Below are 18,799 nucleotides of genomic sequence, written 5' to 3'. Positions count from 1 at the left end.
AATTTAAAAAATAGAAAACCTCCACACTATTTGATTTAACAAACATTGTGGAGGTTTTATTTTGAGAAAGAAATTTATATTTTAGAATCTTTTTTACGTATAGTTTTACGAAATACAATTAATAGTATGACACCTATAAACATTGCGACCATACTCGTTTTAAATAATGGCGGTTGATAAGTAATGATAACTTTCTTTTGACCTTTTTCAACAGGAATACTAGACATAATATAATTTACTTTCTTTATATCTACAGGTTTCCCATCAACGGTAGCTTTCAATCCTTCTCTATAAACAAGTGGCATGACAAGATGACCAGAAGGGTGTCGTTTCATATCAATTTGGTAGTGATTATTTTTATTGTGAAACTTAATATCTTGATTTTTACTTTGCTTCACAGCATTTTTTAAAGTTGAATAATCTTCTCCTTGAATTGATTTTAAATCGAAATGATAAGTGCCTTTTTTAAGTTTGATATGCACAGTATTTTGAGCCCTTATATTTGCTGTAGTTGTATGGCTCGGTCTTACATAAGTATATGATAATTTATGCCTGAAAATTTTATGTTCATTCACTTTAATGTAATAATTTTTGTCTTTTGGTTTCTTGATCTCAGCATCTATCATAAAATATAAATCTTTATATTTTTCTGAAGTGTCTTTAGGTAGATTAATTGTTAAACCACCGCCATCTTTTGTAACAGTTAATTCTTTATTGTCTAGTTTTGCATTGTTATACGAAATTTTAGACGAATCAAGTAAATCTTTTGGCTGTTTAATTTGTTCTTTTGAGTCTTTATGATTATCAATCATTCCATTTAACATAGCATGTTCTTTAACTAGTGGTGTATTTAAATTTTTATCATTAAATACTTTATTAACAACTCGAGCACTAGGTAGTTTTTTTGTATTTTCATATATCCGATTAGTTCTATCTTGATCCTTATACGAATCAATTCTCTCAGTGTTAGTAGGGTAATGTAAGTCGTTCTTATCCTTGATTACGTAATCGACGTTAAACAAGCTGTTTAAGTTACTTCTTTCTGAAAAGCCAGCATAATAACTATTGCTATTTTTAGGCATACTCACAAATAAATCTTTTTCATAAAACTTTAATATATCTGCATTGTATATACTGCTATACAGTTTTGTGCTATTAAAGTTATAGTACATAGGTGAATTGACTGTGATTGGGCGCAACATATCGATTCTTCTTAAATCATCTATTTTATTTTCTTTTAAATGATTAATTTTAGAAGCTGTTTTCTCTGTATATATATGAGAATCTTTAATGGAATCCTTCTTAGGTGTATATTTTGAAAGTATTTTATTTTGATAGTCATAAATTAAAGCAAATTGACTCGCCATTAAAACGATACAAATAAGAATATTAATATATTGGTGTTTATAAGTTATTTTAAACAATAGTAAAATGCATAAAATAGGTACAAAAATTAACCAATAATAAAATGTTTGTTGCCAAATAGCTGTTACTAAAATAGAGGTAATAGGTAATATTGACGCTAATAAAAACTGTTTAATCGTTATTAATTTAATGTGTTGTACTACCATAGCGGTTAAAATAGCAGTAGATAACGCTAGAGCGTAAACCCATCTTCTTTGAGGCATTGAGAACCCGTTAAAAAATGAATCGAAATATGGTGATAGTGAGCCAATAAGACATATGATTGTAGCTATAGCAAAAAGCTTAAAATAATACTTTTTATATAAAGGGCGTAAAAATAAAGCAGTAACAGATAAGAAAGAAATAGTAATATAAAATCCACCATATAATACATTATATTGTTTTATAAATGGGATTATTAAATCAACATTATTATTCATGATACTTCGGTCATTTTCTAAGTAAGATAAAACACCTTGAACGAATCCAAAATTACCAATTAAAAAGGCAATAAATACTGAAACGATTGTATAGATGAATTTTTGCTTTATATTTACGATGTCTTTTTCATATTTAAATATAATTCTATATAACACATAGAATACTAAAATGATAAATTGATAATAAGTAAAATAAAAATTAGATGTTATTGTGATTGCAATAGCTATAATGAGTACTGTAGGTTTTTTTTGGGTAAATAATCGCTCAATTCCTAATAATGCTAAAGGAAGATAAAACATAACATCACTGAAAAACGACCATGTAAAAGTAAAGTAATAATACACAGTTGACCAAGCGTATATAATACTTCCTGCAAAGGCTAATACTCTATTTAAATGATATTTTAATAATAATAAGTATGTAATAAAAATAATACATGCACATTTAAAGATAGCAATCACAATTTGGTTGGTTAATACAGTATTTAGCAGGTCCTGTGATTGTGAAAAAAATTGATAAGCTAGAACGAATACAATTCCTATCCAAGCAAATGGTGAGGTAGCGTAATAATAACTTAGATCAGAGAAGTAGTCTCCTCCTAATCCAAAATCAATATTATAAAACATTGTAAATAGTTTAGCATGTTGTATGAGATATATTTGAAAAGGTATCATTTGTTTTAATCCATCACCAATACTTGTATATAAATAATCATAATTCACAAATTTATAGATAGTTGGTATATAAAAAATTATCGCGCAAAATAATGTAATGAATATTAAATAGATGATTTTTTTCATTTTGTCCCTCTTTGTTATGTGATATATAATTAGTTTATTATTCCCATATAATGGTATCATCAAACTTTTATAGTTTGAAAAAGCATACATATGAACAAGTTTTAAATTGTATATGTATGCTTTTGATACTAACTTTTATTCACTTTTCTTGTATATAAACATGATAATATTATCGAAATAATGGATACGAAAATCATAGTTTTAAAGAAAGGTGGTTTATATTGTATTTTAATATGTTTACTATTTTTAGACACGTTTACACCAGTCATAATATGATTCACTTTCTCGACTTGAACTTCTTTATTATCTACAGTAGCAGCCATACCATTTCTATAAGGGATATTAATGACTGCCATGCCACCACTGTGATTATTTAAATCAATATCAATAGCGCCATTTTCTTCTTTATAAGAATAATTTTTCTTTTTGTTTGCGGATTTTAAAGTTTTGTAATCTTCTCCATACAATCCTTGTAATTTTAGATTATATGTTCCGTTCGTTAAAGCAATAAATATTTTACCATCACTAGTAACAGGTACCCTATATAATAAATCATCTTGTAACATTCTATACTTTGAATCCTCAAACAAGCGATTATTAGAATAATCATTGATTTGAATAGAGAAGTTAGATTGTGGTGGTTTTCTCTCAAGATGTAGCATTAAATACATATCTTTATATTTTTTAGCAATCTCTTTAGGAAGTGTAATTGTTAAACCATCACCATTTTTAGGAACAGTTAAAATATTGTTTTTATATTTTGAATTTCGTTCTGTAATATTCGTTTGATTTAATAAATTAGGTGCATTTTTAATTTGTGAATAATCACTACTATGACTATCAGTAATAACGCCATTTATCATCGCATGTTCTTCATCTAAAGGTGTTTTAAGTTGTTTTTGATTATAATACTTATTAGTAACTTTAACAGCAGGTAACATTTCTTTGTTTTTTAATATTTGATATTTACCGTCATTACTTACAACTTTAAAGTTAGCAGGTGATTCTTTTTCATAACTTTTCTTCATAAGGTATTTAGTTGACCATAAACTATATAAATTAGATCTATTTTGCATATTACTATAACGGCTTAAAGATTCATTTTTCAAATTAATTTTAGCTTTGGAAAATAAATAATCATATAATTGACCATCAAAAATACTTGAATATAAACTCATACCTTTAAATTGCTGGTACATAGGTGTATTGTCTTGTTCTAAAACGCGCCAAGCTATTCTTTCATCACTTTGTGTATTTTGCTTGATGTCATCTATATGAGCACGTTGTAATCCACTATCAAAAGTACTCGCTTGAATAAAGAATGTATTTGCTCTTCTTTCATGGTCTTCATGATAGATTTGGTTTTTACTATGTTCTTTGGATACTAAAAATGATAGTAACAGAACGCCAAAAACATAAATAATCATTATTAAAGTTTTGTACGATTTCATGATTAACACAAATAATCCAATAATAAATAATACTGGTAACATCCAAATCCAAATAACATAATCTTTAGTGATCAAATAGCTAGATAATATAACAATGAAGCTCGGAATACAGGTGAATATATATGTTTTTAAGGATAAGGATTTAAAATAATATATATATTGTGCTATAAGCCCACTAGAGAAGAAAGTAAGTAAATAATGCCATCTTTTCTGAGGGGCTGAGAATCCGTTAAATACACTATCTATAAAAGGTATAAAGCTAGCAATAATGAATAGAATTGTAAATATACTAAACATCCGGTAGAAATAATTTTTATAAAGTTTAAAAGTTAACAAAGCTTGAATAGTTAAAAATAATACGACAATTAAATAGTTATCGTAAAAAATATTGTCGTGTTTTGTGAAATCAGATAATAAAGGTATTTCACCTTGATAAGTCGCTCTATTATTGCCTATAAAACCTCTTGCTGAATGGAAAAATATCATAATACTACAGCCAAAACCTAGTATACTTGCGATGAAAAATACTTTGAACTGTTGCCATTTAAGTACTACATCGTCTTTATGTTTAAAAGTAAATCGATAAATAAAATATAAAATTCCTATTAAAACTTGATAATAAGCAAAATAGAAATTATTAATAAAAGTAAGAGCAACAATTAAGATAAACATTCCAATTTTTTTATTTTTTAAAAATCGTTCTATACTTAATAAAAGTAAGGGTAATAAAATAAAAACATCACTAAAAAACGGCCAGTATACTGTAAATCTAAAGTATATAGGTGACACAGCAAATAGAAAGGCTGATACTACAGAGCTTAAACGATTTAAACCGATTTTTTTAGTGTAAAAGTAGACTGATATCATAATTAAAAAAGATTTTATAATAGATAATACAATAGCGTTTTGTGCCCAAAAAAGCATGCGCTCTGTATCAAAATTAAATATGAATGAGCTAATCCAGATAACAATGACATTTATAATAAATAAGATATTAGTAGAGAAATAGTAAGCAAAATCAGTTAACATATCTCCACCTAAACCTAAATCTGTTGTGTAGAAGAATGAGCCTTTTGTCCAATGCTCATATAAAAACATTTGTATAGGTAACATTTGTTCAATACCATCATTTGGTCCAGTGAAAATCACGCCATCTTTAAAATATCTATATATGACATAACCATGTCCTAAAATAGCTAATAGCCCAAGCAAAAGAATAAATTTAATTGTAGATTGTTTAGTATGTAAGAATTTTTTAAATCGTTTTATCATATAGGTCACCTGTTACTCATTCATCTATATTGTTATTTTTCATATTCGTTTGATCTATTATATACTTTGGACGATTTTTAGTTTCATAATATATTCTACCAATATATTCTCCTATAACACCAAGGCTGAATAATTGTAAACTACCTAAGAATAAAATGGCGGAAATAATCGTAAAGTAACCAGGTTCTTCGATTCCGTGTAACACGATATTTATAAATGTGATTAAAATGTACAATAAACATACCACCATTGTAACTCCACTTAAATAAAAACAAATCCTTAAAGGTTTATTATTAAAACTAATTACGCCATCCATTGCATAATCTAATAATTTAAAGAAAGAGAATTTAGATTTCCCTTGATTTCTATCTTTATGATTAAATGTAATAGTTGTTTTAGAAAAGCCTACCCATTCAAATATCCCTTTTGAAAATCTATTATATTCAGTTAAATTTAAAATAGCTTGTAAAACATTTTTAGAAATTAAACGAAAGTCACCTTCGCCACTTTTAAACTTAACATCAACAATATACTTAGAAAGTTTATAAAAAGCATTGGCTGGAATACGTTTTAAAAATGATTCATTTTCTCTATTTCTCGAAGCTACAACTTGATGATAGCCTTCTTCATATAATTTAATGAATTCAGGTATCAATTCAGGAGGATGTTGCATATCTGAATCCATAATAATTGTTGCATCACCATTTGCGTGTTCTAATCCGCAAAACATTGCTGACTCTTTACCGAAGTTCTTGGAGAAAGAAATGTATTTAACATTAGAATCAGAATTCGCTAAAGTTTTCATCATATTTAATGAATTGTCTGTAGAACCATCATTTATAAAAATAAGTTCAAAGTCATATGGTAAATTAACAAAGACGTTCGCAACTTTTTCATGTAAAATAGAGATATTAGTATCCTCATTGAAAACGGGTACTACAATTGAAATTAACATAACAAACCTCCTATATAGATATGGTAAATATATCACATTTCTATAGTTTAGAATAAGAAAGGATAATATAAATGACAATACAATGGTTTCCAGGTCATATGGCCAAAGCTAGAAGAGAAGTAACTGAACAATTAAAAATGGTAGATGTTGTATTCGAACTCGTTGATGCTAGAATACCACTTTCGTCAAGAAATCCAATGATTGATGAAATCATAAACCAAAAACCTAGAGTTGTAATACTCAATAAAAAAGATATGTCTAAACAAAGTGAAACAGATAAGTGGACACAATACTTTAAAAATGAAGGGTTCTTTCCTGTTCAAATTGATTCAAAACACGGTAAACATTTAAATGAATTAATGAAAGCTGCAAAAGCTGCAACTAAAGATAAATTCGATAGAGAACGTAGGAAAGGGTTGCGTCCTAGAGCAATCAGAGCGATGATTGTTGGTATTCCGAACGTAGGAAAATCAACGCTCATTAATAAATTAGCCAAAAAAACGATGGCTAAAACAGGAAACACACCAGGAGTTACAAAAAAGCAACAATGGATAAAAGTCGGTAAAGAATTAGAATTGCTAGATACACCAGGTATATTATGGCCAAGATTTGAAGATCAAGCAATTGGTAAAAAATTGAGTCTTACTGGCGCAATTAAAGATAGCATAGTGCACTTAGATGAAGTAGCAATTTATGGATTAAATTTCTTGATTGAAAACGACCCTGAAAAATTACAAAAATTTTATCAAATAGAATTAACAGAAGAAAATGATGTTGTAGAATTATTTGACCAAATTGGTAAAAGAAGAGGCATGCTGAAAAGAGGAAATGAAATAGACTATGAAGCAGTTACAGAACTTTTAATTAGAGATTTAAGAAATGCTAAAATCGGTAATTATTGCTTTGATATATATGAAGAAATGAAGGATAGTCTCTATGAAACAAAAGACAATTAAAGAAATATCTATTGAAATCAATGAATATAAAAGCTTTGAAGATGTAGAAACTTCAATTTATAAAGACGATTTAAGAAAAGGTGTTCAAGCAGCTTTAAATAAAAAGCAAAAACAGATAGAACAGCTACAAAAATTAGAAACACAATATTTAAGAATGAGCGAATATGAAAACAAATTGTTAGAGAATAGTAGCGATGCTTTAATATGTGGTATTGATGAAGTAGGAAGAGGTCCACTAGCTGGGCCAGTTGTTGCCAGTGCGGTGATATTGGAACCAGGGCACAATTATATCGGTATAACAGATTCTAAAGCTTTATCTCAAATGAAACGTGAATTATTCGAACAACAAATTCATGCACAAGCTTTATCAGTCGGCATAGGAATAGCAACTGTAGAAGAAATAGACGAACTAAATATTTATCAAGCAACAAAAGTTGCGATGTTAAGAGCTATTGAACAATTAAATGTGAAACCAGATCATTTACTAATTGATGCTATGCAATTAGATATTGATATACCTCAAACTTCTATAGTAAAAGGGGATGCCAATAGTGTATCTATTGCTGCAGCAAGTGTAATTGCAAAGGAATATCGTGATCGTTTAATGAATGATTATAATAGCCAATATCCTGGATATGAATTTGATAAAAATAAAGGTTACGGTACAAAAGCTCATTTAGAAGGTGTAGAGAACTATGGAATAACACCAATTCATCGGTTATCTTTCGAACCAATTAAGACAAAAGTGAAATATTATTCTAACAATTCCTGAAATTAGACCATCCTTGTTTACAATAACGCTTACATTTTCTATAATTGAATAGTAAGCAAACATTAATGTATGTATTAGGAGGATGGAGAATGAATATCCATGAGTATCAAGGTAAAGAGATTTTTCGCTCTATGGGCGTAGCTGTACCTAATGGTTCAGTGGCTTTTTCACCTACTGAAGCAGTAGAAAAAGCAAAAGAATTAGATTCAAATGTATATGTAGTGAAAGCGCAAATCCATGCCGGTGGGCGTGGTAAAGCTGGTGGGGTTAAAATTGCTAAGTCTATTGATGAAGTTCGCGAGTATGCGAAAGAATTATTAGGCAAAGTACTTGTAACACATCAAACTGGCCCAGAAGGTAAAGAAGTAAAACGACTTTTAATTGAAGAAGGTTGCGATATTCAAAAAGAATACTACATCGGTTTTGTAATCGACAGAGCAACTGATCGTATTACATTAATGGCATCTGAAGAAGGCGGAACTGAAATTGAAGAAGTTGCAGCTGCAACTCCTGAAAAAATCTTCAAAGAAGTAATTGATCCAGTAACTGGTTTAATGCCTTATCAAGCAAGAAGAATAGCTTTCAATATTAACATTCCAAAAGAATCAGTTAATAAAGCTGTAAAATTAATGATGTCTTTATATAATGTGTTTGTAGAAAAAGATTGTTCAATTGTTGAAATCAATCCACTTGTAACAACACGTGACGGTGAAGTTTTAGCACTTGATGCAAAAGTGAACTTTGACGATAACGCTTTATTCAGACATAAAGATATCGTTGAAATGCGTGACTTAGAAGAAGAAGACGAAAAAGAAATCGAAGCATCTAAATATGATTTATCATATATTGCATTAGATGGAAATATTGGTTGTATGGTAAACGGAGCTGGTTTAGCTATGGCTACGATGGATACAATTAATCACTTCGGCGGCAATCCGGCTAACTTCCTTGACGTGGGGGGCGGCGCTACGAAAGAAAAAGTTACTGAAGCATTTAAAATTATATTAGGAGATTCTAAAGTACAAGGTATTTTCGTAAATATCTTCGGTGGAATTATGAAATGTGATGTTATTGCGGAAGGTATCGTAGCTGCTGTTAAAGAAGTTTCATTAGATATGCCTTTAGTAGTTAGACTTGAAGGTACTAATGTAGAACAAGGTAAAAAAATCTTAAAAGAATCTGGTTTAGCAATCGAACCTGCATCTATCATGGCTGACGGTGCTCAAAAAATTGTTAAATTAGTTCAAGAACGATAAGAGAAAGGCGGAGAGTTACGTGAGTGTATTTATCGATAAAGATACGAAAGTGTTAGTACAAGGTATTACTGGTGCAACAGCACTTTTCCATACAAAACAAATGTTAGACTACGGTACACAAATCGTTGCAGGTGTTACACCTGGTAAAGGCGGCCAAGTAGTTGAAGGTGTACCTGTATTTAATACTATAGAAGAAGCGGTAGAAGAAACAGGTGCTACAGTTTCAGTTATTTATGTACCAGCACCATTTGCTGCAGATGCAATCATTGAAAGTGCAGATGCAGAATTAGATTTAGCTATTTGTATTACTGAACATATTCCAGTTATAGATATGATCAAAGTTAAACGTTACTTAGACGGTAAGAAGACACGATTAGTAGGACCAAACTGTCCTGGCGTTATCACTGCTGACGAATGTAAAATAGGTATTATGCCTGGTTACATCCATAAAAAAGGCCATGTAGGTGTTGTATCACGTTCTGGTACATTAACTTACGAAGCAGTACATCAATTAACACAAGCTGGTATCGGTCAAACAACAGCAGTTGGTATTGGCGGAGACCCAGTAAACGGAACAGACTTCATTGACGTGCTAAAAGCTTTCAATGAAGACGATGAAACATATGCTGTTGTAATGATTGGTGAAATTGGTGGAACAGCGGAAGAAGAAGCAGCTGAATGGATTAAAGCTAATATGAACAAACCAGTAGTTGGCTTTATCGGAGGACAAACAGCCCCTCCAGGTAAACGTATGGGACACGCTGGTGCAATCATTTCGGGTGGTAAAGGTACTGCATCAGAAAAAATCAAAACACTTAATGAATGTGGTGTTGATACAGCAGATACACCATCAGTTATTGCAGAAACATTAATAAACCGTATCAAAAAAGAAGACGGTCTATATGACAAATGCTTAACAATCAAATAATTTAAAATAATATAGAATAAGTACAGTGAATAACAATCAATATTCGCTGTGCTTATTTAGTGTTTTCTTTTTAAAGAAAAAAGTTAAATATTATTTCATAATTTTAATCTATGCCCTTAAAAATTAGTAATTATCTATTTTTAAGGGCATTTTTTATGTAAAAAGATAAGATAGACAACGATAAAAAGAGATATTATAATAAATGTAAAAAAATGACATAAGGAGTGAGCGATGAATAATAATACAGAAGCACTATATTTAAAATCTTTAGAATCTAGGTATGATAATGATTATGAGACACGAAATAAATTAATGGGATTAGAAGGCGAATTAATTGTAAATAAAACATTGGAAAATATTAATTATGTCGTTTATGCTCATAATCTAGAATTTACAGTCGATAAGAAATTTCAGGTCGATTTTTTAATTGTCCATAATAACCAGATAAGTATATTAGAAGTTAAACATTATTATGGAGACTTCCATTTTTTCAACTCTTACATGCAAAGTTCATCAAATAACACTTATCCACTTCCGTTTAAGCAGCTTAATATAGCGAAAAACAACCTCCAAAAACTATGCGATGAAATAAATATTAATCTCCCAATTCAAGAATATTTAATCTTTTCGAATCCCACATTTACGGCTCAATCTACTATTCCAAATAAATCTCAAGTCTTATTAAGATCAGAATTCTATAAATTCTCTAAACTTTTTCAATCATTTCAAGTAGCGAAAGATAAAGCGATATTAAATCAAATACTTCAAAAACAAAAAAGGTTTTCTCAACAATTTAAAAGTATTAAAAAAACTGAATTCAGTCTAATTAAGAAAGGGATTAAATGCCCTAACTGTAAAAACCTAAATACAATGGTTGTCGAAAAGCGAAAGAAAGTGACTACTTGTATTTGTTGTGAAAAAGATTTTAAAAGAAATGAATTATACTATTTTAATATTAGAGAACTAGCAATTATTAAAGGTGAAGAAGGATTTACTTTAGCCGAAGCAATGGAATGGTGTGATGCAGAAAATATATATACAATTCGCAGAGTTTGTAATAAATACTTTGAATCTAAAGGGCAACGATACAAGAAATATACATTAAAAGAGAATGAGATAGCGAAAGAAGTGCTCTAACGTGCAAGACGGATAGAACAAGCTCGTTAGAAAACGTAACATGCAAGAGTGAGGAAACAAGCCCGTTAGCGTATAAAAATCGAATATGTCCATATAATTGTGTAATAAAAAAAGAGCCAAATATAGCTCACTTTAGTACAATGTAATCGACTAAGAAAATATTGTAGAGGTGACCTATATATGACTCAGTTAAATATTAACGTAGACTTTGAAGAATTGGCAAGTGCTATTTTAGAAAGTAATTTAAATACTGCTATGAAAAGTATAGCTGTAACTGTATTAAATGCTTATATGGAAATGGAAAGAGATCAGTTTGTGAACGCTGATTTCAAACAAAAGCATCCTGAAAGGGTTGCACAACGAAATGGCTACTATGAACGTGATTTTATGATTCCAGTCGGAACACTTCATTTAAAAGTACCTAGAACGCGTGATGGCGAATTTACAACTGAAGTTTTTGATCAATATTCTCGCTCTGATCAATCACTGATTTTAGCGATGATAGAAGCTTATATTAATGGCGTTTCAACTAGAAACATCACGAAAATTGTAGAGGCTCTGGCAGGTAAATCTGTTTCGAAATCTACGATTTCAGAAGTTATGAAAAATATTGACCCCGATATTCAAAAGTGGTCGAGTAGACCTATTACTAGTCATCAGTACAGATATGTATTTGTTGATGCCATGCATATTAAAGTTAGAGAGAATAATAAAATAGTTTCTAAAGGAGTTTATATAGCTATGGGAGTAAATGAACTTAAAAGACGTGAAATTATTGGTTTTAAAATTTCTAATCAAGAATCTGAACAGGCTTGGTCTGAGTTCTTTGAAGATTTAAGAATGCGTGGCCTCACAACTCCTGAGCTCATTATTTCTGATGCACATTCTGGTCTTATTAAGTCTATTAAATCACAATTTATAGATTCAACTTGGCAACGTTGTACATTTCATCTTCTTAAAAACATCATTGAAAGATTCCCAAAAAAGAATTCACAAGAGGCAAGAACATTACTTAAATCTATTTTTCAAGCTCCTACATATCAACATGCGCTTGAAAGTAAAAATGAATTTGTAACTAAGTATGAAAATAATCCTAAGTATTCAGAAGCTTTAAATATATTAGATCAGGGCTTCGAAGATGCCACACAGTTTTATAGATTTCCAGCACAACACCATAAGAATATACGAACTACTAACTCTATTGAAAATATAAATATGCAGCTTAGAAAAAGAGAGAAAGTCATTAAGACTTTCCCTAACCTAGACTCAGCTTTTAGATTAATTGGTGCATTACTCATGGATATTCAAGAAAATCTAGATAATGCTAAAAGACCTTTTATTCCTTAAACTTACTACTTATTTTTGAAAAATAAGTAGAGATTAACAAAATGAATTTGCTAAAAATCAAACAGATTTATTTTGATAATACATTCTAAAAAACCAAAGGTTGATTACTTCTAAAGATATTACACATAAATATGGACTTGACTTAAAAATCAGTTGAAACTTAAAAAAAACGAATGAAATATAGCGAAAGAAGTGCTCTAACGTGCAAGATGGATAGAACAAGCTCGTTAGAAAACGTAACGTGCACGAGCGAAAAACAAGCCCGTTAACGCATAAAGATCAGTTGAAACTTAAAAAAATCCAATGAAATATAGCGAAAGAAGTGCTCTAACGTGCAAGACGGATAGAACAAGCTCGTTAGAAAACGTAACGTGCACGAGTAAAAAAACAAGCCCGTTAGCGCATAATCTGCAAGACAAATATAACAAGCTCGTTAGAAAATGTAACATGCAAGAGTGAAAAAACAAGCCTGTTAACGCACGCAAAACACATCAAAACAATAATAAACCTCAAATTCAAATCAATATCCACTACACAATCCACTATTCCAACCTCACATATTCTACACTATAGAAGGAGCAATAATTATGAATTTTAATCAAGAAATAGTTTTAAAATTAACTTACGCTGGTTTTACGACTAGGCATTTACATAAAATGTTAAGTTATGATACAAGTTTAAATTTTATTGATGATCATGATGAGTTCTTAAATTTCATTTCCAAATCGAATTTTAATTATAATAAAATGTTTGCAATGTATAATAGGTATCGAGATAGTGATATAGAGGAGCTAGTAAAAAACATCGAAGCTCAGAATATTAAATTTGTCTTTTCTAACCAGTCGGGTTATCCTAATTTACTGAAGCAGATTTACGATTATCCATTAATGTTATTTGGGCAAGGTGATATGAATTTATTAAATCATTCAAAAATGCTCGCAATTGTTGGTTCTCGTAAAGCAACTACCTATACTGAACGGATTTGTGATACATTAATACCAAGTTTAGTTAAAGCTAATATCACGATTGTATCTGGTTTAGCAATGGGCGCGGATTATTTCGCTCATCTAAAAACTATAGATCAAGGTGGTCACACGATTGGTGTTGCGGCTTTTGGACTGAATTACCATTATCCAAAATCTACAGATTATATAAATTTGTTTATGAGAAAGCATCATTTAGTAATAAGTGAATATTATCCTAATGTTAAGTTACAGAAATGGCGTTTTCCTGAGAGAAACAGAATTATAAGCGGTTTGTCTCAAGGCGTTTTAGTTACTGAAGCAAATGAACGAAGTGGATCACTTATTACAATTGATCAAGCGTTAGATCAAAATCGTAATGTTTATTGTTGTCCTGGTACTATATTCCAGAGCTTGAGTAAAGGCGTAAATAAACGAATTCAAGAAGGTGCTAAACTTATACAAACGCCTGAAGATATACTTGAAGATTTTAGGTAAAATGGAACAAATTGAAAGGTTTGAAAAAATATTTTAATTGACAAAGCTGAATTTATCAGTTTATCATTTACATTTGTAATCAATAGAATAGCAAGGGGGAGTTACTTTGGCAGAAAATCTTGTCATTGTCGAATCGCCTGCAAAAGCTAAAACCATTGAAAAATATTTAGGAAAAAAATATAAAGTCATCGCTTCTATGGGGCATGTTAGAGATTTGCCTCGTAGTCAAATGGGTGTAGATGTAGAAAATTATTATGAACCTAGATATATAACTATTCGAGGTAAAGGACCAGTCGTTAAAGATTTAAAACGTCATGCAAAAAAAGCTAAAAACGTTTATCTTGCGAGTGACCCTGACCGAGAAGGTGAAGCGATTGCTTGGCATTTAGCACATATATTAGATATAGATGAAAATAAAAAATCACGAGTAGTATTTAATGAAATTACGAAAGATGCTGTAAAAGAAAGTTTTAAGCATCCAAGAGAAATCGAACATGAGTTAGTTGATGCTCAACAAGCACGTAGAATATTAGATAGACTAGTGGGTTATAATATATCACCAGTTTTATGGAAGAAAGTGAAAAAAGGTTTATCTGCAGGACGTGTTCAATCAGTAGCATTACGACTTGTGATTGATCGTGAAAATGAAATTAATAACTTTAAACCTGAAGAGTATTGGACAATAGAAGGTTTATTCAAACATAAAACAAAAACGTTTTCTGCTAAATTCTTACATGAGAAAAGCAAACCAGTTAAGTTGAAAAATGAAGGTGATGTTAAAAAAATCACAACACAATTAGATGGGGACAAATTTGAAGTTACACAAGTAACGAAAAAAGAAAAATTAAGACACCCCGCTAAATCATTTACAACTTCTTCATTACAACAAGAAGCTTCGCGTAAATTGAATTTCAAAGCTAGAAAAACAATGATGCTTGCTCAACAATTATATGAAGGTATAGATCTTAAAAAGCAAGGTACTGTCGGGTTAATCACATATATGAGAACTGACTCCACACGTATATCAGAAACAGCACAAGCTGAAGCAGCAACATTTATTGAAAATGAATATGGTAAAGAATATTTATCAAAAGCAAAAGCTACTAAAGGTAAACAAGGTGCACAAGATGCCCACGAAGCAGTAAGACCTACAAGTGTTGCTAGAACGCCAGAACAAATGAAGGCATTTTTATCTAGAGATCAACATAGATTGTACAAGTTGATATGGGAAAGATTTATGGCGAGTCAAATGGCTCCTGCAATAGCAGATACAGTAGCTGCAGATATAACGCAAGGCGATTTAAAATTCAGAGCAAATGGTCAAACGATTAAATTTAAAGGTTTCATGAAAGTATATGTTGAAGCTAAAGATGATCAAGATGAAGAGAAAGATGGTAAATTGCCTCCATTAGAAAAAGGAGATATCGTTACTGCTGAGAAAATTGATCCTAAACAACACTTTACGCAACCACCACCAAGATATACGGAAGCGCGTTTAGTAAAAACAATGGAAGAATTAAAAATTGGTAGACCATCTACTTATGCTCCAACAATTGACACAATACAAAAACGAAATTACGTCAAACTTGACCAAAAACGTTTTATACCAACTGAACTTGGTGAAATTGTTCATGAATCAGTGAAAGAATACTTCCCTGAAATTATCGATGTAGACTTTACAGTTAATATGGAAACACTATTAGATAAAGTCGCTGAAGGCGAAATAGAATGGAAGAAAGTTATCGACATGTTCTATGAGAACTTCAAAATTGATGTTGCTAGAGCAGAAGAAGAAATGGAAAAAATAGAAATTAAAGATGAGCCTGCAGGAGAAGATTGTGAATTATGCGGTTCACCTATGGTTTATAAAATGGGAAGATACGGGAAGTTTATGGCTTGTTCTAATTTCCCTGAGTGTAGAAATACAAAAGCAATTATTAAAACGATTGGTGTTAAATGTCCGAAGTGTAAAGAAGGCGAAGTGGTAGAGCGTAAGTCTAAGAAAAATCGTATTTTCTTCGGTTGCTCAAGATATCCTGAATGTGATTATACATCATGGGATAGACCATTAGATCGTTCATGTCCAAAATGTGATACAGTTTTAGTTGAACGTAAAAAAGGAAAATCTGCACAAGTTATTTGTCCAAATTGTGATTATAAAGAACAAGAACAGAAATAATGTGTGAAGTGCAAAAAGTTATCGGTATAGATAATTTTTTGCACTTGTTTTTTTGTTTATTGGTAAAAACAGTAAATTGTCACTAATTTTTAAAAATTTGCTTTAGTTTATTATTTGATTAAATTCAGATTTGTTATACAATTCAATATGGAATATAAAAATGTGGAAATAGGAGGCATTTAATATGACTTCAATAAATGTTATTGGCGCTGGTCTAGCTGGGTCGGAAGCGGCTTATCAAATCGCCAAAAAAGGGATAAATGTTAACTTATATGAAATGAGGCCAGTCAAAAATACGCCAGCTCATCATACTGATAAATTTGCTGAATTAGTTTGTTCTAATTCTTTGAGAGGTAATCAACTTACAAATGCTGTTGGTGTTCTAAAGGAAGAAATGAGACAACTCGATTCACTTATTATAAGAGCTGCTGATAATGCACGTGTTCCTGCGGGAGGAGCATTGGCTGTAGATAGACATGATTTTGCGGGGTATATTACTGATACTTTAAGAAATCATCCTAACATAACTGTAATGAATGAAGAGATTACAAAAATACCTGATGGGCCAACAATTATAGCAACTGGACCTCTTACAACACAAAGTTTGACACAAGAAATTATCAATATTACTGGGGAAGAACAATTATATTTCTACGATGCAGCTGCACCAATCATTGAGAAAGATTCAATTGATATGGATAAAGTTTATTTGAAATCGCGCTATGATAAAGGTGACGCGGCATATTTAAATTGTCCAATGACAGAAGAAGAATTTGATAGATTTTATGAAGCGCTTATTCAAGCAGAAGTAGTACCTTTAAAGGAATTTGAGAAAGAAATTTATTTTGAAGGGTGTATGCCTTTTGAAGTCATGGCTGAAAGAGGTAAGAAAACTCTTTTATTTGGGCCAATGAAGCCAGTAGGTTTAGAAGATCCTAAGACGGGGAAACGTCCATATGCAGTGGTTCAATTACGACAAGATGATGCAGCAGGCACGCTATATAATATTGTAGGTTTTCAAACACATTTAAAATGGGGCGCTCAAAAAGAAGTGATTTCATTGATTCCTGGATTAGAAAATGTTGATATTGTACGTTATGGCGTTATGCATAGAAATACTTTCATTAATTCGCCGAACGCGTTAAAAGAAACTTACCAATTGAAATCACGTAATGACTTATTCTTTGCTGGTCAAATGACTGGAGTTGAAGGATACGTAGAAAGTGCAGCGAGTGGTTTAATTGCAGGTATTAATGCGAGTAAATTAGTATCGAATTTGGAACCAATAGTATTCCCAAGAGAAACAATTATCGGTAGTATGGCTTACTATATTACACATGCAAATAATAACAAAAACTTCCAACCGATGAATGCTAACTTTGGTCTCTTACCTACATTAGAAAAACGTATAAAAGATAAAAAAGAACGTTATGAAAAGCTAGCAAATCGTGCATTGAAACACTTAGATTCATTTAAAGTAATGTTATAGTAAATTATTTTAAGATTTATAATAATTGTGATACAATTCAGATAAATTGAGGAGTGAGTATAAATGCATGCTATAGAACAACAATTCTTAAATATGTTAATGTATGAAAAACACTTTTCTACGCATACATTGAATGCTTATGAACTTGATTTAATTGAATTTAACAATTTCTTGAAGACGGAACATTTGTCATTAAAAGAATTTGAATATAAGGATGCAAGGAGATACCTTGCATTTTTGTATGATAAAGAGCATAAACGTACAAGTGTATCACGTAAAATCTCAACACTGAGATCTTTATACCAATATTGGATGAGTGTAGACAGTGATATACAAAACCCGTTTATTCAACTTGTTCATCCTAAAAAAGAACATCATTTACCAAGTTTCTTCTATGAAGAAGAAATGGAAAAACTATTTGAAACATTAAATGATGGAAAAAGAACAAATATTAGAGACAAAGTCATATTGGAATTATTATATGCAACAGGAATTCGTGTTTCAGAATTAGTTCATATTCAATTAGATGATATAGATTTGGATTATTCTTTTGTGAAAGTATTAGGAAAAGGTAATAAAGAAAGAGTTGTACCTTTTGGTGAATATTGTCAAAGTGCAATAATAGATTATATTGATAATTTTAGAAGTCAGTTAAAAATAGACCATGATTATTTAATTGTTAATATGCGTGGACAAGCTATTACTGAGCGTGGCATAAGATATGCTTTGAATGAAATTGTTAAACGTACTCAAGGCGTTTATCATATTCACCCCCATAAATTGCGCCATACATTCGCGACACATTTATTAAATCAAGGTGCAGATATGAGAACAGTTCAAAGTTTATTAGGTCATGAAAGTTTGTCTACAACGAGTCAATATACACATGTTACAAAAGATCAATTAAGAAAAGTATATTTATCTGCACATCCCCGTGCATAAAGGAGAATTA

General features: G+C 30.6%; 13 protein-coding genes. 10 read left to right on the top strand and 3 right to left on the bottom strand.

Going from position 1 to position 18,799, the window contains the following annotated elements:
- Nucleotides 1-74: 74 nt before the first annotated feature.
- From ACNMOQ_RS08420 to ACNMOQ_RS08410, 3 genes are all read right to left on the bottom strand, one after another.
- Complete coding sequence (locus ACNMOQ_RS08420) at nucleotides 75-2,645, bottom strand: YfhO family protein (RefSeq protein ID WP_416349680.1); 2,571 nt, start codon at nucleotides 2,643-2,645, stop codon at nucleotides 75-77.
- Nucleotides 2,646-2,773: 128 nt separating this feature from the next.
- A complete protein-coding gene (locus ACNMOQ_RS08415) occupies nucleotides 2,774-5,368 on the bottom strand; it encodes a YfhO family protein (protein WP_416349679.1) in 2,595 nt (864 codons plus the stop codon).
- Between the two features lie 16 nt (nucleotides 5,369-5,384).
- A complete protein-coding gene (locus ACNMOQ_RS08410; RefSeq protein ID WP_416349678.1) occupies nucleotides 5,385-6,323 on the bottom strand; it encodes a glycosyltransferase family 2 protein in 939 nt (312 codons plus the stop codon).
- Between the two features lie 71 nt (nucleotides 6,324-6,394).
- Between ACNMOQ_RS08410 and ylqF the strand changes: the two genes are divergently transcribed.
- The 10 genes from ylqF (at nucleotide 6,395) to xerC (ending at nucleotide 18,789) form a co-directional block, all read left to right on the top strand.
- Nucleotides 6,395-7,279, top strand: a complete 885-nt coding sequence (gene ylqF / locus ACNMOQ_RS08405; protein WP_017000099.1) for a ribosome biogenesis GTPase YlqF — start codon at nucleotides 6,395-6,397, stop codon at nucleotides 7,277-7,279.
- The gene (locus ACNMOQ_RS08400) at nucleotides 7,260-8,051 is read left to right on the top strand and encodes a ribonuclease HII (protein WP_017000098.1); all 792 of its coding nucleotides are present in this window, start codon (nucleotides 7,260-7,262) and stop codon (nucleotides 8,049-8,051) included. The genes ylqF and ACNMOQ_RS08400 overlap by 20 nt, the downstream gene beginning before the upstream one ends.
- 89 nt (nucleotides 8,052-8,140) lie before the next feature.
- The gene (gene sucC, locus ACNMOQ_RS08395; protein ID WP_416349677.1) at nucleotides 8,141-9,307 is read left to right on the top strand and encodes an ADP-forming succinate--CoA ligase subunit beta; all 1,167 of its coding nucleotides are present in this window, start codon (nucleotides 8,141-8,143) and stop codon (nucleotides 9,305-9,307) included.
- Between the two features lie 19 nt (nucleotides 9,308-9,326).
- Nucleotides 9,327-10,235 (top strand): succinate--CoA ligase subunit alpha, encoded by a 909-nt coding sequence (sucD, locus tag ACNMOQ_RS08390; RefSeq protein ID WP_416349676.1) that lies wholly within the window; start codon nucleotides 9,327-9,329, stop codon nucleotides 10,233-10,235.
- A 231-nt stretch (nucleotides 10,236-10,466) separates the two neighbouring features.
- Nucleotides 10,467-11,372: a nuclease-related domain-containing protein gene (locus ACNMOQ_RS08385; protein ID WP_416349675.1), complete on the top strand. Its 906-nt coding sequence runs from the start codon at nucleotides 10,467-10,469 to the stop codon at nucleotides 11,370-11,372.
- A gap of 180 nt (nucleotides 11,373-11,552) precedes the next feature.
- Nucleotides 11,553-12,719, top strand: a complete 1,167-nt coding sequence (locus ACNMOQ_RS08380; RefSeq protein ID WP_416349674.1) for an IS256 family transposase — start codon at nucleotides 11,553-11,555, stop codon at nucleotides 12,717-12,719.
- A 587-nt stretch (nucleotides 12,720-13,306) separates the two neighbouring features.
- The gene (gene dprA, locus ACNMOQ_RS08375; protein WP_239724860.1) at nucleotides 13,307-14,179 is read left to right on the top strand and encodes a DNA-processing protein DprA; all 873 of its coding nucleotides are present in this window, start codon (nucleotides 13,307-13,309) and stop codon (nucleotides 14,177-14,179) included.
- A gap of 106 nt (nucleotides 14,180-14,285) precedes the next feature.
- The gene (gene topA / locus ACNMOQ_RS08370; protein WP_064211587.1) at nucleotides 14,286-16,358 is read left to right on the top strand and encodes a type I DNA topoisomerase; all 2,073 of its coding nucleotides are present in this window, start codon (nucleotides 14,286-14,288) and stop codon (nucleotides 16,356-16,358) included.
- Between the two features lie 184 nt (nucleotides 16,359-16,542).
- The gene (trmFO, locus tag ACNMOQ_RS08365) at nucleotides 16,543-17,847 is read left to right on the top strand and encodes an FADH(2)-oxidizing methylenetetrahydrofolate--tRNA-(uracil(54)-C(5))-methyltransferase TrmFO (protein ID WP_064211586.1); all 1,305 of its coding nucleotides are present in this window, start codon (nucleotides 16,543-16,545) and stop codon (nucleotides 17,845-17,847) included.
- Nucleotides 17,848-17,910: 63 nt separating this feature from the next.
- Nucleotides 17,911-18,789 carry a tyrosine recombinase XerC gene (gene xerC / locus ACNMOQ_RS08360; protein WP_016998605.1) on the top strand — a complete coding sequence of 293 codons (879 nt, stop codon included), beginning with the start codon at nucleotides 17,911-17,913 and terminating at the stop codon, nucleotides 18,787-18,789.
- The last annotated feature ends 10 nt before the right edge of the window (nucleotides 18,790-18,799 follow it).

The sequence above is a fragment of the Mammaliicoccus lentus genome, from assembly GCF_947036595.1.
Taxonomy (GTDB): domain Bacteria; phylum Bacillota; class Bacilli; order Staphylococcales; family Staphylococcaceae; genus Mammaliicoccus; species Mammaliicoccus lentus.
Note: the sequence above shows the minus strand (reverse complement) of the source record. Positions and strands in the feature narration are given on the sequence as shown.

Bases quoted from the DNA above. Each gene is read 5' to 3' on its own strand.
- ACNMOQ_RS08420 (WP_416349680.1), bottom strand. From the start codon at position 2,645: ATGAAAAAAATCATCTATTTAATATTCATTACATTATTTTGCGCGATA.
- ACNMOQ_RS08415 (WP_416349679.1), bottom strand. From the start codon at position 5,368: ATGATAAAACGATTTAAAAAATTCTTACATACTAAACAATCTACAATT.
- ACNMOQ_RS08410 (WP_416349678.1), bottom strand. From the start codon at position 6,323: ATGTTAATTTCAATTGTAGTACCCGTTTTCAATGAGGATACTAATATC.
- trmFO (WP_064211586.1), top strand. From the start codon at position 16,543: ATGACTTCAATAAATGTTATTGGCGCTGGTCTAGCTGGGTCGGAAGCG.
- ACNMOQ_RS08385 (WP_416349675.1), top strand. From the start codon at position 10,467: ATGAATAATAATACAGAAGCACTATATTTAAAATCTTTAGAATCTAGG.
- ACNMOQ_RS08380 (WP_416349674.1), top strand. From the start codon at position 11,553: ATGACTCAGTTAAATATTAACGTAGACTTTGAAGAATTGGCAAGTGCT.
- dprA (WP_239724860.1), top strand. From the start codon at position 13,307: ATGAATTTTAATCAAGAAATAGTTTTAAAATTAACTTACGCTGGTTTT.
- ylqF (WP_017000099.1), top strand. From the start codon at position 6,395: ATGACAATACAATGGTTTCCAGGTCATATGGCCAAAGCTAGAAGAGAA.
- xerC (WP_016998605.1), top strand. From the start codon at position 17,911: ATGCATGCTATAGAACAACAATTCTTAAATATGTTAATGTATGAAAAA.
- sucC (WP_416349677.1), top strand. From the start codon at position 8,141: ATGAATATCCATGAGTATCAAGGTAAAGAGATTTTTCGCTCTATGGGC.
- ACNMOQ_RS08400 (WP_017000098.1), top strand. From the start codon at position 7,260: ATGAAACAAAAGACAATTAAAGAAATATCTATTGAAATCAATGAATAT.